16 protein-coding genes are annotated in these 15467 nt (G+C 70.0%); 11 read left to right on the top strand and 5 right to left on the bottom strand.

Annotation, left to right across the window (positions count from 1 at the left end; translation table 11 throughout):
• Window position 1 precedes the first annotated feature (1 nt).
• Complete coding sequence (locus AB0383_RS27500; protein ID WP_364181032.1) at window positions 2-1423, bottom strand: aromatic ring-hydroxylating dioxygenase subunit alpha; 1422 nt, start codon at window positions 1421-1423, stop codon at window positions 2-4.
• A 192-nt stretch (window positions 1424-1615) separates the two neighbouring features.
• Between AB0383_RS27500 and AB0383_RS27495 the strand changes: the two genes are divergently transcribed.
• Together AB0383_RS27495 and AB0383_RS27490 are read left to right on the top strand one after the other, a co-directional pair.
• Window positions 1616-2413, top strand: coding sequence for a helix-turn-helix domain-containing protein (locus tag AB0383_RS27495; protein ID WP_366188896.1), 798 nt, complete (start codon window positions 1616-1618; stop codon window positions 2411-2413).
• Window positions 2414-2650: 237 nt separating this feature from the next.
• On the top strand, window positions 2651-3961 hold the full coding sequence (locus AB0383_RS27490; protein WP_366188895.1) for an MFS transporter: 1311 nt from the start codon (window positions 2651-2653) through the stop codon (window positions 3959-3961).
• 44 nt (window positions 3962-4005) lie between these two features.
• Here the strand turns inward: AB0383_RS27490 and AB0383_RS27485 are convergent, their stop codons facing one another.
• Window positions 4006-4443, bottom strand: a complete 438-nt coding sequence (locus tag AB0383_RS27485) for a Rid family hydrolase (protein ID WP_364181040.1) — start codon at window positions 4441-4443, stop codon at window positions 4006-4008.
• Window positions 4444-4596: 153 nt separating this feature from the next.
• Between AB0383_RS27485 and AB0383_RS27480 the strand changes: the two genes are divergently transcribed.
• Both AB0383_RS27480 and wrbA read left to right on the top strand, forming a co-directional pair.
• Window positions 4597-5520 carry a helix-turn-helix domain-containing protein gene (locus AB0383_RS27480; RefSeq protein ID WP_366188894.1) on the top strand — a complete coding sequence of 308 codons (924 nt, stop codon included), beginning with the start codon at window positions 4597-4599 and terminating at the stop codon, window positions 5518-5520.
• Between the two features lie 108 nt (window positions 5521-5628).
• Window positions 5629-6243, top strand: coding sequence for an NAD(P)H:quinone oxidoreductase (gene wrbA / locus AB0383_RS27475; RefSeq protein ID WP_366188893.1), 615 nt, complete (start codon window positions 5629-5631; stop codon window positions 6241-6243).
• A 44-nt stretch (window positions 6244-6287) separates the two neighbouring features.
• Here the strand turns inward: wrbA and AB0383_RS27470 are convergent, their stop codons facing one another.
• Window positions 6288-6899, bottom strand: a complete 612-nt coding sequence (locus AB0383_RS27470) for a helix-turn-helix domain-containing protein (RefSeq protein ID WP_364181048.1) — start codon at window positions 6897-6899, stop codon at window positions 6288-6290.
• Window positions 6900-6974: 75 nt separating this feature from the next.
• Between AB0383_RS27470 and AB0383_RS27465 the strand changes: the two genes are divergently transcribed.
• From AB0383_RS27465 to AB0383_RS27455, 3 genes are all read left to right on the top strand, one after another.
• Complete coding sequence (locus AB0383_RS27465; protein WP_364181051.1) at window positions 6975-7544, top strand: hypothetical protein; 570 nt, start codon at window positions 6975-6977, stop codon at window positions 7542-7544.
• An 878-nt stretch (window positions 7545-8422) separates the two neighbouring features.
• A complete protein-coding gene (locus tag AB0383_RS27460) occupies window positions 8423-9796 on the top strand; it encodes a hypothetical protein (RefSeq protein ID WP_366188892.1) in 1374 nt (457 codons plus the stop codon).
• 95 nt (window positions 9797-9891) lie between these two features.
• Complete coding sequence (locus tag AB0383_RS27455; RefSeq protein WP_364181057.1) at window positions 9892-10053, top strand: hypothetical protein; 162 nt, start codon at window positions 9892-9894, stop codon at window positions 10051-10053.
• Between the two features lie 17 nt (window positions 10054-10070).
• Here AB0383_RS27455 and AB0383_RS27450 read toward each other — a convergent pair whose 3' ends face one another.
• Window positions 10071-10766: a TetR/AcrR family transcriptional regulator gene (locus AB0383_RS27450; RefSeq protein ID WP_364181059.1), complete on the bottom strand. Its 696-nt coding sequence runs from the start codon at window positions 10764-10766 to the stop codon at window positions 10071-10073.
• A 132-nt stretch (window positions 10767-10898) separates the two neighbouring features.
• Here AB0383_RS27450 and AB0383_RS27445 point away from each other — a divergent pair, with 132 nt between their 5' ends.
• The 4 genes from AB0383_RS27445 (at window position 10899) to AB0383_RS27430 (ending at window position 13917) form a co-directional block, all read left to right on the top strand.
• Window positions 10899-11618, top strand: a complete 720-nt coding sequence (locus AB0383_RS27445) for a sigma-70 family RNA polymerase sigma factor (protein ID WP_364181062.1) — start codon at window positions 10899-10901, stop codon at window positions 11616-11618.
• Window positions 11619-11655: 37 nt separating this feature from the next.
• Window positions 11656-11877 (top strand): hypothetical protein, encoded by a 222-nt coding sequence (locus AB0383_RS27440; protein WP_364181065.1) that lies wholly within the window; start codon window positions 11656-11658, stop codon window positions 11875-11877.
• A 155-nt stretch (window positions 11878-12032) separates the two neighbouring features.
• The gene (locus tag AB0383_RS27435) at window positions 12033-12977 is read left to right on the top strand and encodes an LLM class flavin-dependent oxidoreductase (RefSeq protein WP_366188891.1); all 945 of its coding nucleotides are present in this window, start codon (window positions 12033-12035) and stop codon (window positions 12975-12977) included.
• Between the two features lie 112 nt (window positions 12978-13089).
• Window positions 13090-13917 (top strand): IclR family transcriptional regulator, encoded by an 828-nt coding sequence (locus tag AB0383_RS27430; protein WP_364181071.1) that lies wholly within the window; start codon window positions 13090-13092, stop codon window positions 13915-13917.
• An 80-nt stretch (window positions 13918-13997) separates the two neighbouring features.
• Here AB0383_RS27430 and AB0383_RS27425 read toward each other — a convergent pair whose 3' ends face one another.
• Window positions 13998-15467 carry a dihydroorotase family protein gene (locus AB0383_RS27425; RefSeq protein WP_366188890.1) on the bottom strand — a complete coding sequence of 490 codons (1470 nt, stop codon included), beginning with the start codon at window positions 15465-15467 and terminating at the stop codon, window positions 13998-14000.

The following is a 15467-nucleotide window of genomic DNA, read 5'->3' as shown; positions in this document are numbered from 1 at the left end:
CTCAGTCCCGCGCGCGATCGTAGGCGTCGGGTGACGATGAACGATCCGGCTCGACCGCCGAGCCCGGCACGCCCGCCGGCCCCGTCGCGAGCGCCGCCTGCAGCCGCGATGCCCACGGGCTCGCCTTGCGCAGGTCGGCGATCGAGCCCGCCCAGTAGTCCTCCCACTCGCCGGTGGGGCCGATGCCGTCGAGCGGGATGGGGCCGCGGCTCTCGACGTCGGCGGAGTCCTTGAGCAGCAGGTCGGGGCTGCCGCCCTCGGCGACGGTGTCGATGGCCTGCAGCGCCATCCGCCGGTAGGTGACGATCGCGCGGTCCGAGCGGCTGAGGTTCTCGCGGCTGCGGTCATAGATGAAGCCCTGACCCTCGACCGCCATCTGGTCGTGGACGTTGATGTCGCGCCCCAGCCCGGTGTAGGTCTGCGTGCGCTGCTCCTGGAAGTCGAAGCGGTAGTTGTTCGCGCGGTTGCGCACCGGCTTGTAGTCCGGGAGCGTGATGCCGTCGAGACGTTGTGCGCGCATGGTCTCGGCGTCCACTGGCTCGTCGAGGCTGGTGAACATCGCGTACCAGTAGCAGGAGACGTCGTCGATCGGCACGTGCCACTGCGTGATCGCCATGGTGGAGCTCAGCGGGATCGTGATTCCGTGCGGGAACACCTGGTGCGTGATGCGCACGTGGGTGGACGAGCCGTCGAGACCGTCCTTGTCGAGCGTGCGCAGGGCGACGATGCGCTGGCCGTATTCGGTGCGGGCGTTGAGGATCTCGGGCCGGCCGTACTCGCGCAGGATCTTCGTCATCGGCAGGTTCGTGCCGAGTGACGCGCCCCGGAACTGCTTGCCGTAGCTGTCACTCGTGTCCTCATCCTCGGCGAACCGGTGCAGGTAGGAGGCGTGCGCGGGGTCGATCCCGACCTCCAGCGCCTGCAGCCAGTTGCAGTCGAGGTAACCCTTGAACGCGAACGTGTACTCCGGCGGCGCCACGAAGCAGTCGAGTGCGGGCAGGTTCGGCGGCTCGCCGTCGCCGAGGTAGCCCCACACGATCCCGTTGCACTCCCGCACCGGGTACGAGCGGATCTTCACCTTGGCCTTGAGCTTGCTGTCCTCGGGTTCGGCCGGAGTGTCCATACAGGACCCGTTGCCGTTGAAGAGCCAGCCGTGGAAGTAGCAGCGCAGGCCGCCGTCTTCCAGGCGCCCCAGGGAAAGGTCGGCGCCGCGGTGGGCGCAGCGGCGGTCGATGAGACCCAGCGAGCCGTCGGCGTTGCGGAACAGCACGAGGTCCTCACCGAGCACCCGCAGCGGAACCACCGGACGTTCGGTGTCGAGCTCCTCGGTCAGCGCCACGGGCTGCCAGTACAGCCGCATCCAGTCGCCGCCCGGAGTGCCGGGGCCGGTCTCGGTGATCTTCCGGTTGTCGTCCGCGCGCATGGCAGCGTTCTCCTCGCGACTTCGTCGTCCAGCGTGGTGGGGGCCGGCAGTCCGTTCAGTATGTTCAATTAACGAACGCTTGGTTCTGATGTGAGCACTGTAGGCAGCCGCACCTGGTCGCCGCAAGGTCTTCGGGGGCGTTCGTGCTACATTTCGTGACAAGGTGTGCGTTAATCGAACGGAGCTGGTGGAGTGTCGAAGCTCAACGCGCGGGACGAGGCCCGCCGTGCGGCCCGCGAAGTGGACGGCACCAGCCGCTCGGACTACTCCGAAGCCCTCGAACGCGGCCTGCTCGTGCTCACCGCATTCGACCACACAGCCGAGCGGCTCACGCAGGCGCAGCTGGCCCGCAAGCTCGAACTCCCCCGCGCGACCGTGCGCCGCGCCCTGCTCACCTTGGCGCACCTGGGTTACGTCGTCGCCGACGACAAGGCCTACCGCCTGGCCCCGAAGGTGCTCACGCTCGCGTCGGCCTACCTCACGACCAACCCGGTGAGCCAGGTGCTGCAGCCGCAGTGCGACCGTCTGGCCGAGGTCTTCCAGGCCTCCTGCACCGCCGCGGTCCTCGACGGACCGGCGGCCGTGATGATCGCGCGAGCGCTGCCGCGCCACACCCTGCCGATCGGCGAGGGCATCGGGTTCCAGGTGCCCGCCGCGCAGTCCGCGCTGGGTCTCGTGCTGCTCAGCGGCCTCGACGACGAGCGCCGGCACCGCCACCTGGCCAGCCTCGCCGGTCTCGATGACGCCGGCGTGGCCGCGCTGGAGAAGAAGGTCATCGAGGTGGCGGAGGCCGGGTGTGCCTACGTCGCTCACGAGGTCGAGGCCGGGTTCCACTCCGCCGCCGTGCCGCTGCGCCGCTGGGACGGCACGCCGATCGCCGCGCTGAACATCGGGACGAGCGTGGAGCGGATCTCCGAGGCGGACATGCGGGAACGCGTGCTGCCCGTGCTGCGGGAAACCGCGGAAGAGCTGCAGCCGCAGCTCGTCTGAAGCCCCGCCTTCGTTGGCGCGATGGGACTTCCGCGTCGGCAAGCCGGACACCGGACGTGCGGGGCAATTACGTTGCAAGTGTTGACTGTAACGCAACTCCGACATACTGTCCCTCACACCGATCGCCAGGACGCCGCGTGCGCCGCTCGACTGGCCACTTCGGACACTTCTGCTTCCTTCGGAGAATCCCACCACCGTGACAAGCGACAACGCCGTCGCACCAGCGAAGGGAACCCCGTGACCACCTCGAGAACCCCGGAGATCCCGCTCCTCACCGGCACCGGACCCGAGCCGCGCTACCGGCCGGCGATGGCGTGGACGGTGCTGCTCCTGCTCGCCGTCTTCATGATCCTCAACTTCGCCGACCGCATCTCGCTCGCGCTCGCCGCCCAGCCGCTCATGAAAGAACTGCACTTGTCGGCGTCGCAGTTCGGGTTGATCAGCAGCTCGTTCTACTTCCTCTACAGCCTCAGCGCCGTCGGCATCGGGTTCCTCGCCACGCGGCACGTGCCGTTGAAGTGGCTGCTGTTCGTGATGTCGCTGCTGTGGGCGGCCACGCAGCTGCCGGTGTTCTTCTTCGCGGGCGGCGGCGTACTGCTCGCGACCCGCATCGGCCTGGGCGCGGCGGAAGGCCCGGCGACGGCGGTGGCCAACTCCACCGCGTACAGCTGGTTCCCGAAGCACCGCCGCGGACTGCCGACCGCGATCCTCACGTCCGGCGCGTCGCTCGCGAAGATCGTCGCGGCGCCGTTGCTGACGCTGCTCATCGTGCACTCCGGGTGGCGGTCTGCGTTCTTCGCGCTGGGTCTCGCCGGCCTCGTCTGGTGCGCGGTGTGGCTGTTCGCGGGGCGCACCGGGCCGTTCGCGGTCACGCCCGAGGCACCGGGCAAAGTGGACCGAGCCGCGCGGCGGCGCACGTTCCTCAAGGTGGCGCGAAGCCGCACGTTCATCGTGCTCCTGCTGGCCACGTATCCGATGTACGCGCTGATCTCCGTGGTGTTCAGCTGGTTCCCGTCCTACCTCGAAGCCGGGCTGGGGTTTTCCACGCTCACCTCGGGTGTCCTCTTCGGACTGCCGAGCATCATCGGCATGGTGTTCATGCTCGGTTCCGGCTGGCTGACCGACCGGCTGCTCGCGCGGGGTGTGTCCGCGCGCATCGCGCACGGCCTCGTGCCGACGCTCTCGCTCGCCGCCGGCGGGGTGCTGCTGGCCGTGCTGCCGTTGGCGGGCAGCGCGCGTTACCTCGCCTACGTCATCCTCGTCGCCGGCTATTGCCTCACGCTCGTGGCACAGCCGATCGTCTACGCGGCGATCGGCACGGCAGCCGCGCCTTCGCAGCGCACCAGCGTGCTGAGCCTGTTCATCGCCTTGCAGAGCACGTCGGGAATCATCGCGCCGTGGGCGACGGGCGCGCTGATCGACGGCGCCGGCAATCAGGTCGACGGCTACAACACCGCGTTCGTGGTGATCGGGATCCTGTGCGCGATCGGCGGGGTGTTCGCGGCGTTCTTCGTGGACTCCGGCCGTGACTCCGCGCACGACGCCTGAGCGCCCTCGCCGGTCTCGTCGGGCGAGGGCGCTCCGCGGACGGGTCAGACCCGCGCGATGAGCTTGATCTCCACGAGCTGCTCGGGGAAGGCGAGCCGCGTCGTGCCGACCAGCGTGCTGGCGACCTGCGGGTCCTCCCGTCCGTAGGCCGCCTTGCGCACGGGACCCGCCACGGCGAAGGCCGCGTCGATGTCGAGGACGTAGAGCACCTCTTCGACGACGTCGGCCAGCGTCGCGCCGAAGCGCTTGAGCAGCTCGGCGGCGTTCACATACGAGCGGCGCATCTGCTCTTCCATGGCGGAAAAGTCGGTGACGGCGCCGTTCTCGTCCACCGGCGCGGGCGCCACGAGCTGGTCGCCGTCGTGGGACAGCTGACCGGAGACATAGATGGTGTCGCCGTGTTTCACGGCCTGGACGTAGCCGTAGATGCCTTCCCACGGGACGCCGAGGTTCTCCGTGGTCCTCTCGATCGGCTTGCTCATGGGTTTCAGCCTTCCTGCCGCGTGGACGAGTCCGAACACTACGAGCCGGCGGACCGCTCTCACCAGCCGTTTCGATGCCAGAATGGGCAAGGATCGTGCCAGTGCGAGTAGCCTGGCGACAGTTGGTTCCGGTGCGATCCGAGGAGACATCCGTTGCCCCGCACGCAGCTGGTCGTGGCGTTGCTGGCCGTGCCCCGGGTCATGGGGCTCGACTTCAGCATCCCCGCACACATCCTCGGCCGGCAAGAGGGTTACCACGTGCTCGTGTGCGGCAAGGAGACCACGGGTTCGCCGCTGGGCATCACGCCGACGCATTCGCTGGCCGACGCGCCGGAGGCCGACATCGTGATCGTGCCCGGGTACGAGGAACCCGAGGTACCGCTGCCCGAGGAGTACCTCGACGTGATCCGCCTCGCCGCCGACCACGGTGCCCGCGTGGTGGCGATCTGCACCGGCGCGTTCGCGCTCGCGGAGAGCGGCGTGCTCGACGGCCGCGAGGCGACCACGCACTGGCGCTACCTCACCGCGCTGCGCGAGCAGTATCCGGCGGTGCGCGTGCTGGAGAACCAGCTGTTCGTGGAAGACGGAAAAATCCTCACGTCGGCGGGTGCGGGTGCCGGCATCGACGCGTGCCTGCACCTCATCCGCGCCGACTTCGGCGCGGCGGCCGCCCACGAGGCCGGCAAGGAGGTCGTGGCCTCTCCCGCCCGCGGTGGGGCGCAGCCGCAGTACGTCGACGTGCTCACCGCCGCGCGCACGGATCTTTCGGCCACGCGCAGCTGGGTCATGGAGCACATCGGCGACCCGATCACCGTTCAGCGCATGGCCGAGCGCAGCAACCTGCCGCGCCGCACGTTCATCCGGCACTTCGAGCTCGAGACGGGCATGTCGCCGATGCGCTGGGTCGTGAACCACCGCATCCTCAGCGCGCGCCGGCTGCTGGAGACCTCCGACTGGCCGGTCGAGCGCATCGCGGCGGCCACCGGGTTCGGCACGGCGGCCAACTTCCGGACCATCTTCCGCCGTGAGGTGGGCACCACGCCGACCGGCTACCGGCGTACGCACAGCGTGCTCTAGTTTTCATCAACCATCTGTGTGCACTCGAATGTTTGACAGCTTCGTGGTGCCCTGCCTACCCTCACTTTCAAAGCACAAGTATGTACTCTGAAATGAGGGAAGCCGATCGTGACTGCGCCCAAGGTCGCCATCATCTACTACAGCTCGACGGGCACCGTCCACTCGCTGGCGCAGGAATACGCGGCCGGCGCGGAGGGCGCGGGCGCCGAGGTGCGCGTGCGGCGCGTGGCCGAACTCGCGCCGCCCGAGGCGATCGCGTCGAACCCCGCTTGGCAGGCGCACTCCGACGCCGTGCGCGACGAGCCCGTGGCGACCGCCGAGGACGTGCTGTGGGCCGACGCCGTGGTGTTCGGCACGCCGACCCGGTTCGGCAACGTGGCCTCGCAGCTCAAGCAATTCCTCGACACGCTGGGCGGGCAGTGGGCACAGGGCCTGCTGGCCGACAAGGTGTACTCCGGCTTCGTCTCGACCGCGACGGCGCACGGCGGCCGCGAGTCGACGCTGCTCGCGCTGTACAACACGGTGCACCACTTCGGCGGCATTCTGGTGACGCCGGGCTACACGGACCCCGTGCAGTTCGCGACGGGCACGCCGTATGGGCCTTCGCACGCCGACGGTCAGGGCACCATCCCGATCAGCGATGAGACCAAGGCGTCGGCTCGGTATGCCGGGTCGCGGATCGCGAACGTCACGCGGGATCTGGTGAATGGCCGGGCTGCTTGAGTCCGGCCGGGGCGGCACGGGTTTCCGCCGTGCCGTTTCCGTTGTCAGGGCGTGGTTTTCGCGGCGGCGACCATGGTGGCCATGAGCTTCGCGGCGTCGTTGGTGCTCAGGCCGGCTTCGCGCACGAGTGAGCGCCAGGTGTCGAAGGCGAGCGCGTGGCGCACCGCCGCGACCACGAACCGCTTGCGCCCGCGGGGCGGCGACCAACCCGCGGAGAGCAGGCTCGTGGCGTCTTCGAGAAACGCCGACATCGACTCGAGCGCGCGCTCGACGGCGGGCATTTCGACGGCGTCGCGCAGGGCGTTGACGAGCATTGGCTCCACTTCGGAGTAAAAGGCGTAGAGCTGCTTCAGCGCGTACGTGATGCGCTCGGCCGGCTCGCCGATCGCCTGCCAGTCTTCGAGATCCGGGCGTGGGTGCTGCCCCCAGAAGTGCGCGGAGCAGGCGGCAAGCTGGTCTTCCTCCGTCGGGAAGTAGCGGTAGACGGTGTGGCGCTGCACGCCCGCGGTCTCGGCGATGCCCGCGATCGTCGTGCGCGCCGGCCCGATCGACCCGTGCAGCTCCACGATCGCCTCCGTGATCCGGCGGCGCGTGTCCTCCATGGCGTCGGCCCGCCGGCTCATCCGGTAGGTCCGGGTCGCCTTCTCCACAACCATCGTTTCGCTCCTCGCCGCACGGTCGTTCCAGGATAACCGCCGTTTCTGTCGGGGGTGGGTGACACCATGGCGGGCATGTGGGGACGCAAGGAGAAGGACCTGCCCGCCGACACGGCGGCCGAGGCCGTGGAGTTCGCGCGGCCGCTCGTGCACGGCGGCTTCAGCGCGCCCGACGACGTCGCGGTCGCGACCACGGAGCATCTGGAGCCCTCGGTGTCATTGCCGCAGGCGCGCGCAGTGGTCGACCGGCTCTGGCAGGCGCGGGTCGCGGAACAACGCACGTGGCCTCCGGTGACCGACCCGGATCGGGTGCTGTCGGCGTTCGCGGCTTTGGCCTCCTCGGGCGTGGTGGCCCGGGCGGACTTCGCGTGCTGCCAGAACTGCGGCCTGACGGAGATCGGCGCGGAAGCCGCCCCGGGCGACCGGGGTTTCGTGTTCTTCCACGAGCAGGACACGGCCCACTCGGTCGAGGGCGGCGAACTGCTGCTGTCGTACGGCCGGCTTGCGGACTCCCCGGCCGACACGGCGCAGGTGGGGCAGATGGTGGCCGCGGCACTGCGGGCGCAGGAGCTGCCGGTGACGTGGGACGGGTCGCCGGAGGAGCGGATCCGGGTGGATCTGGAGTGGAGGAAGCGGCTGGGCTGAGGTTCAGGGGCTGGTGACCACATCGGACTCGCGGGTGTGCCGGGGAACGGATCCGCGGCGTGCGAACCGCTTGCTGCCTTGGGACGAGGTCGGGCCCGGGGCCTGAATCCGAGGGTGGGGCGCTGAGACGCCCGGGCACGGAAGGTTCGTGCCGCCCGTCTTCGGCTGCCGTCGCGCCGCGCCACTCGCCTGTCTCTCGCGAGGGGTGGGTCTGTGGCATCCAGCCGCGGACTACGTCGAAACTCGACCTCCGCGGCGGCCAAGCATGGCGGCTCCTTGCCGGAAGTTGCCACGTCCGGACGGCGGAGCTGACCCCGTCCCGACAATCACGCTGGACAACACTCGCCCGCACCGCGACCCACGCCCGGCGGCCAAGCACGGCGGCTCCTGGCCGGAAGTCGCCACGTCCGGACAGCGGAGCTGACCCCGTCCCGACAATCACACCGGACAACGCTCGCCCGCACCGCAACTCGCCCTCCGCGACAAAGCACCGCGGCAACTCCCGACCGGAAGTTCCCACCACCGGACGGCGATGCGACTGCAAGGCGACAATCACGCCGCACAACACTCGCCCGCACCGCAACCCGCCCTCCGCGACAAAGCACCGCGGCAACTCCCGACCGGAAGTTCCCACGCCCGGCCGGCAAGCTCACGCCACGCAACGCTCACCCACACCGCAAACCGCCCTCGGCAACCAAGCACCGCGGCAACTCCCGACCGGAAGTTCCCACCACCGGACGGCGATGCGACTGCAAGGCGACAATCACGCCGGACAACGATCGCCCGCACCGCGAACTCCTGAGGAAGACATCGGGACCCCTCCCGGGGTGCGTGGCCACAATCGGCGGCGGTCGTCGCGTGGTCTGGGAAGGGGTGCGATGTACGAGCCGCCGTGGGTGCCGGTGCGGCGGGCCAGTCCGGCCGCGGTGGCGGTCGGGAACGCGTCGTTCCTGGGGGTCGGGTACCTGCTGCTGGGGCGGCGAGGTCTGGCGGTCCTGAACTCGGTGGGCACGGTCGTGCTGGCCGTGCTGCTGGTGACGGCGTTCCCGACGGCGTGGTTCGAGATCGTGGTGCTGGTGTGGTGGGCGGCCGGGATCGTGCACGGGTGGTTCCTCGCGGGCCCACCGGCGCGGAGCCGGTGGCGGGACTGGGTGGTGGCGCCGGCCGTCGCGGTGCCGGTGCTCGTGGTGGCCGCGCTGCTGCGGTTCGACGCCGTCTCGATCGGCCGCGACGTGGCCGACGCGCGCGACAGCGGTGACTGCGCCAAGGCCGAGAAGGCGCTCGACCGCGTGTGGTTCGGCCACCGCCTCGCCGACGCGCCGCTGGCCGCCGCCGGGGACGCGACGGCGGAGGCGTGCGGCAGGCTCCGCACCGCGGCCGAGGCTCTCGCCGGCGGGCTGCGCGGGAACACTGGTCAGCTGAAGACGGGCTTCGACACTTTGGCCGGGGTGCGCACCGACCTGCCGGGCCACGAGCGGATGGCCGACGTCGTGCTCGACGGGTTCCTGGCCGAGCTGCCGGCGCAGAACCCGTGCGACCTCGCTGTGGACACCGACTGGCTCCGGAGCCGTCACGAGGCCGCGGCCGTCGTCGACCGCACCCGGCCCGGCGCCCTCGTCGCGTGCGGCGACACCCGGCTGGCCGCCGGCGATTGGCAGAACGCCGGCACGCGGTACCAGCAGGTGCTCGACCAGTACCCGCGCAGCGCTGTCGCCGCGAGGGCCACCGACGGCGTCCAGAAGGCCAAGGTGGCGGGCGAACTGGCGAACGTCCGCCGCCTCCTGTCGAACACCACCGCGCCCGAATACTGCACCAAGCCGCCCCCGTACAGCGCCGCCCCGCCCTACGGCAAGGGCACGAACCACGCGATCTTCTCCGGCAACGACGACTTCACCAACCGCCTCCCCGCCGACTGGCGCGTGACCGACCCGACGAAGGCCGTCCTGATCGTCTGCGCCGGCGACGACACCAACGGCACCGCCGTGCGCACGTGCCAGTACGAGAACCACACGTTCCCCGACCTCCCCGACGACGTGACGTTCCACAAGATCGCCATCCCCCTCAAGGCCTACGAACTCCGCACCGGCAAGCTCGTCGCCGACACCAAAGTGGAGATCGGCGGCACGAGCTGTCCGCCGTCGGTCTCCTACACCTCCTACGGCTACACCGACCTCGGCCCGCCGTCCGACATGCCGGTCGACGCCTCGGACGCCGACGTGCGCGCTGCCTTCGCATCCCTCATCACCCGCTGAACACGCGAAAATCACTCGAGGCAGGCGGATCTGCCCGCCAGACTCGGCCCGACGAATCTCACTGGAGCGCCGCAATCGCCGAGGTCGAGAAGCTGATGCGGAGCTGGACCGAATCCGGCGAAGCCCTCAGCGGCCGCTACTCCTGGGTCTCCGACGGCCTGATCGTGTGTGGCCCCAGCGGCCGCGCCATCGTCAGCGTGCGCGAAGGACTACTCGACAACGGCCAGTTCACCCGGATCCTCCAGCGACTCGGCTGACACAGTCCACAAGAGACTCAAGAATCCTCCGGCCCCGCAACGCTTTCCGGCAACGGCACATCCGGGTCGAGCGTGATGCCGCCTGTGCGGAGGGCGTCGTCGAGGATGTGCCAGGTCCAGCGGGCCAGGAGAGTGGCCAGGTCGGCCTGGTCGAGGCCGCGGGGGTTTTCCAGCCAGCGCGCGGTGCTGGACTCGACGAGGCCGACGAGGGCGAAGGCGATCGTGTCGGCGACGCGCGTGTCCATGGCGTACGCGGCGAGGTAGCGCTCGAACAGCACGGTCAGCTGACGCGCGATCGCGGTCTTCACGTCGGCCACCACGTCGCGCGTGCCGGGGCGGCCCGACACCTGCGTCAGGTAGCGGTAGAGATGGGCGTGGTCGGCGAGCCAGCGTGTGTGGGCGCCGATCGCGCCGCGGATCATCTGCATGGGGGTGCCGGGCGGGTTCCACAGGGGCGCGAACTCGGCGGTGATCAGCTCGCCCGCGCGGTCGGCGATGGCGCACTGCAGGTCGGTGGCGTCGGCGAAGTGCTTGTACAACCGCGTGCGCGCGACACCCGCTTCCTCGGCGATCTGCTCGGTGGACACGTCCGGTCCGTGCCGAGCGATGGCGCGCAACCCGGCCTCGACGAACTCGCGACGGCGGCGTTCTCGCTGGCCCGCCCAGCGCGCCGCCCGGCCGTCAGCCTTGTAGGGGGTGCCCGGGGACGTCATCGGCGGGAAGTGTAGCGCTCCCCGCGATATCGGGTACACTTCTGTACCTGTTACTTTAGGTGCTTATTGAACACAGTCAGTATTCTTACGGAGAGTGTCCATACGAACCTGGAGAACCGCGTGGGGAGTTGCGTGGACGACGAGCCGCCGGACCCGGTGCTGCTCGCGGCCGTTCGTGCCGGCGACCTTCACGCGAGCGGGGCGCTCTACCGCCGCCACGTCGAGCCGATGCGCCGCACGGCCGCGCGCTGGCGCCACCAGCCGGCGGAGTGCGAGGACCTGGTCGCCGAGGCGTTCACGCGCGTGATCACCACCGTGCGCGCAGGCGGTGGCCCGCGTGACGACGCGCGGCCGTACCTGATCGTCACGATGCGGAATCTCGCCGCGAGCTGGAGCCGGCACCACAACCGCGTCGACTTGTGCGAGACCGTCCCCGAGCCCGCCGGCGCGCGGGCGGTGGCCGAGGAAGAAGCGCTGCGACGGTCCGACGTCGAACTCGTCTGGTCGGCTTACTGCACGTTGCCGGGCCGGTGGCGAACGGTCCTGTGGCGCACCGCCGCGGAGGGGGGCTCGACCGCGGAGGCCGCGCTGCTGCTGGGCGTCTCGCCGAACGGTGCCGCCGTGCTCGCCGGGCGGGCACGCGAGGGCCTGCGCCAGGCGTACCTGCAGGTCCAGGTGCCGCACGCGGAAGACCCAAATTGCGCGGAGGCGCGCCGCAACCTGGGCGCGTGGGTGCGCGGCGGGCTGTCGCGGCGGCGTTCGACGGTGATCGGCGGGCACGTCGCGAGCTGCGCGCCGTGCCGGGTCGTGACCGCGGGGCTCGCGGAGGTCAACGACGAACTTCCGACCTGAGCGGGAAACGCAGGGGAACATCATCAGGAGGGGAACCATGGACGAGGAACCACTGGTGCGCGGTCACCGCGTCACCTACCTGCCGGGCAAGCGCAAGCCCGGCCCGCAACGCCTGTGCCGGCGCGGCATCGTGACCGGCCCGCCCGTGCTCGACACTGACACGGACGTCACCTGGGTCCCCGTCCAAGCGGACGGCACCCACGACGCCGACGAATGGGTCCGCGCCGACGCGATCATCGACGTGGTGGCCCCGACATGACCCAGCCCGACACGCCGATCTTCGACACACTGATCACGGAAGCCGGTCTCGACTGGCCGGAGGAGACGCCGGCGGACGAACCCTCCTGACGCGGGAACCGGCGAGCGGTACGTTCTCGTTGCCAGGCAAGGAGAACATACGGGGAGGAACCCGCCGTGAAGATCGGTCTCGTCGCGCCGCCGGATCTCGACGCCACCCAGTTCGCCGGGTACGCGCAGCGGGCCGAGCGGCTGGGGTTCGACGAGCTGTGGGTGGTCGAGGACTGCTTCTTCCGCGGCGGCGTCGCGCAGGCGGCGGTGGCGCTCGCGAAGACCGAGCGGATCCAGGTCGGTATCGGGATTTTGCCGGCAGGAGCGCGGAACGTCGCGTTCGCGGCGATGGAGCTGGCGACGCTCGCCGGGATGTTCCCGGGCCGGCTGCTCGCCGGGATCGGGCACGGGATGCCGGCGTGGCTGCGGCAGGCCGGGGTGTGGCCGGGGAGTCCGTTGACGCTGCTGCGCGAGTATTTCACCACCGTCCGGGCGATCCTCGACGGCGAGCACGTCAGCTTCGACGGCGCCGGAATACAGCTGCGCGACGTCCGGCTGCAGAGCCCGCCGAAGGTCGTGCCGCCGTTGTACGCCGGGGTGCGCGGGCCGAAGTCGCTTGCCCTCGCGGCCGAGGTGGCGGACGGGACGATCCTCGCGGAGCCCGTCACGCCGGAGTACCTGCGGGCCGTGCGCGAGATCGTCGGGGCGGAGCACGAGCTCGTCGCCTACAACGTCGCGGCTGTCGACGACTCCCCCGACCGCGCGCGGGCGCTGGCTCGGCAGGCGCTCACGGCGATCGGCGAGCCGGACTGGGCGCCGCACCTCGCGCCGTTGCCGTTCGCCGACGAGTTCGCGGCGCTGCGCAAGGCTGCCGGGTCACGGGAGGAGTTCGCGGCGGTACTGCCCGACGAGTGGGTGGACCAGCTGGCGGTGGTCGGCACGCCGACCGGCGTCCGGGCCCGGCTGACCGAACTCGAAGCCGCCGGCGCGGGCCACGTCGTGTTCATCCCCGCGGGGCCGGGCCCCACGACGGCCGCCGAGGCACTGGCACGGGTGCTGCCGTATCGCTGACCGGAACAGGGTGGTCCCGAAAATGTCCCGGAAACGGTAAAGTGGGCGCCAGCGCGCAGTTCACTCACGTTCCCACCAGCGGAACACAACCAGAATTCCGAGGATCACCGGTTTGAGCACCCAGAGTACCGCCGGGCGCAAGCCCGCAGCTTCGCCCGACAACGCCGGCACGGAAGCGGCCGCGCGCGTCGCCGACGTGCTGCTGCTCTTCACGGGCGGGCCCCGGTACCTGGGGGTGAGCGCGATCAGCCGGGAGCTCGGGCTGGCCAAGGCCGTGGTGCACCGGATCCTGCAGTCGCTCGTCTCGCGGGAGATGCTCGCCACCGACCCTGGTGTGGCCGGCTACCGGCTCGGTCCGGCGGCGGTGGCGTTGGGGGCGAGTGCGTTGCGGAGGTTCGATGCGCGGACCGTCGCCACGCCGGTGTTGCGTCGATTGCGGGATGAGACGAGTGAGACCACGACGTTGTCCGGGTTGGTCGGCGATGAGCGGGTGTATCTCGATCAGTTCGAGAGTCCTCGTGAGATCAAGATGACTGTCGATATCGGACGGCGGTTTCCGTTGCACGCCGGGTCTTCGGGGAAGGTGATTCTGGCCTTTCTGCCGGAGGAGCGGCAGGCGGCGGTGCTGGGGCGGGAGTTGCCGGCGTTGACGGAGAAGACGATCACGACGGCGGATGATTTGCGGGCGGTGTTGGCCGACACTGCTCGTGAAGGGGTTGCGGTTTCGCTTGGGGAGAGGCAGCCCGGGGCGGGGTCGGTGGCGGCGCCACTGTTCGGGCCGGATGGGGAGATTCACGGGTCGATCAGTATTTGCGGGCCGCAGTATCGGTTCACGCCGGAGGCGGTGGGGAGGTATCGGGTGCTGGTGCGTGATGCTGCGGAGGAGATACGGCATAGCTGGGCTTGGCTCCGCGATTCGGGCGACGCCGGCGGCCGCTGATTTCGGACGGCGGTTTGGCCAGGCAGTAAAAGAAATGGGCCCTCCGTGCCGAAGCACGAAGGGCCCACGAGCGGGTTGGGTCAGCGGCCGCGCTTGAGGTAGTGGCCGATCGGGTCGCCGGTGATTTTGCCGTCGGCGTAAACGTGGTGGCCGCGGACGAAGGTGTCGGTGACCTTGGCGGTCATGTCGAAGCCCTCGAACGGGGTGTATTCCTGGGTGGACTCCGAGTCGGCCGCGTGGACGGTCCAGCGGACGTCCCGGTCGACCAGGGCGAAGTCGGCGTCGTAGCCCTCGGCGATGGTGCCCTTGTTCAGCAAGCCGTAGCGGCGGGCGGGGTTCGTCGAGGTCAACTGGGCGATGCGCTGCAGCGAAAGGCCGCGCTTGGTGCCCTCGCCGACGAGGCCGGGCAGCAGGTACTCGGCGCCGCCGAAGCCGGACTTCGCCAGGAAGACGTCGTCGCGGTCGGCGCCGAACTTGAGTTCGTCGCGGCAGCAGGCGTGGTCGCTGACGACCCAGTCGACGTCGCCGGCCAGGACGTGGCGCCAGAGGGCCTCGACGTCCTCACGTTCGCGCAAGGGCGGGTTGACCTTGCCGCCGATGCCGGAGGCGGTGTCGACGTCGGCCAGCAGGTGGCCGATGGTCACCTCGCGCCGGAAGTCGATGTGCGGGAACGCTTTGCCCATGGTCAGGGCGGCCGAAAGAGCCTTCTCCGACGACAGGTGCAGCAGGTTGATGTTCGGCAGGCCCGTCTCGTGCGCCAGGTACGACGCGATGGTCACCGCGAGGCCCTCGGAGTGCGGCGGCCGCGAAGCGCTGTACGCGCGCAGGCCCGAGAGCGTTCCCTCCTGCTCCACCAGCTTCGTGTACGCGGTCATGATCTCGGCCGTCTCGCAGTGCAGCGAGAGCGACAGGTGCGGCGCGTACTCGGTGAGGATCTCGCGCGCGTTCTGCACTCCGCGCATCACGAACTCGAAGTGCGCGATGTCGTAACGCTCGTCGGGCGGGATCATCAGGAAGTCGCTCTGGCTGGTCGAGCGGCCGTGCAGCCCGTGGCTGCCGTAGAACATGAAGATCTTGAACGACGTGACGCCGTGTTCCTCGACGAGGTACGGGATCTCCGAGATGTGCTCGGAGCTCATCGGCGCGAGGTGGAATGCGTAGTCCACGTACGCATTGCCCTGCGACGCCGAGAGAACCTCGGGGAAGAAGTCGCGGTAGCTGCCGCCCTTGTTCAGGTAGTACTGGCCCGTGCGCATGTACGTCAGCGACGTGGTGACGCCGCCCTGCGCGCTCGCGCGGCTCTCGGTGCGGGTGTCGGTGGCGAGCTCGTTGTAAATGCCCCAGTGCTGGTGCGCGTCGACCACGCCGGGGAAAGCCAGCAGGCCGCGGCCGTCGACCACCCGGGCGGCGTCGTCCTCGGGCAGGTTCGGCGCGACCCGCGTGATCTTGCCGTCGTTCACGGCGATGTCCAGCAGTTCCGGCTGCGACCCGTCGGGGTCGTCGGGCCGGACGACCCGGACGTTCTTCACGAGCAGTTCCGTGGTAGCCAT

The sequence above is a fragment of the Amycolatopsis sp. NPDC051373 genome (assembly GCF_040689465.1).
Taxonomy (GTDB): Bacteria; Actinomycetota; Actinomycetes; order Mycobacteriales; family Pseudonocardiaceae; genus Amycolatopsis.
This window is presented reverse-complemented; position numbering and strand designations above follow the sequence as displayed.

What these genes read in the sequence shown, in the direction of transcription:
- AB0383_RS27500 (WP_364181032.1), bottom strand. Translation starts at nt 1,423, where the DNA reads ATGCGCGCGGACGACAACCGGAAGATCACCGAGACCGGCCCCGGCACT.
- AB0383_RS27485 (WP_364181040.1), bottom strand. Translation starts at nt 4,443, where the DNA reads ATGAGCAAGCCGATCGAGAGGACCACGGAGAACCTCGGCGTCCCGTGG.
- AB0383_RS27470 (WP_364181048.1), bottom strand. Translation starts at nt 6,899, where the DNA reads ATGGTTGTGGAGAAGGCGACCCGGACCTACCGGATGAGCCGGCGGGCC.
- AB0383_RS27465 (WP_364181051.1), top strand. Translation starts at nt 6,975, where the DNA reads ATGTGGGGACGCAAGGAGAAGGACCTGCCCGCCGACACGGCGGCCGAG.
- AB0383_RS27460 (WP_366188892.1), top strand. Translation starts at nt 8,423, where the DNA reads ATGTACGAGCCGCCGTGGGTGCCGGTGCGGCGGGCCAGTCCGGCCGCG.
- AB0383_RS27455 (WP_364181057.1), top strand. Translation starts at nt 9,892, where the DNA reads ATGCGGAGCTGGACCGAATCCGGCGAAGCCCTCAGCGGCCGCTACTCC.
- AB0383_RS27450 (WP_364181059.1), bottom strand. Translation starts at nt 10,766, where the DNA reads ATGACGTCCCCGGGCACCCCCTACAAGGCTGACGGCCGGGCGGCGCGC.
- AB0383_RS27440 (WP_364181065.1), top strand. Translation starts at nt 11,656, where the DNA reads ATGGACGAGGAACCACTGGTGCGCGGTCACCGCGTCACCTACCTGCCG.
- AB0383_RS27425 (WP_366188890.1), bottom strand. Translation starts at nt 15,467, where the DNA reads ATGGCTACCACGGAACTGCTCGTGAAGAACGTCCGGGTCGTCCGGCCC.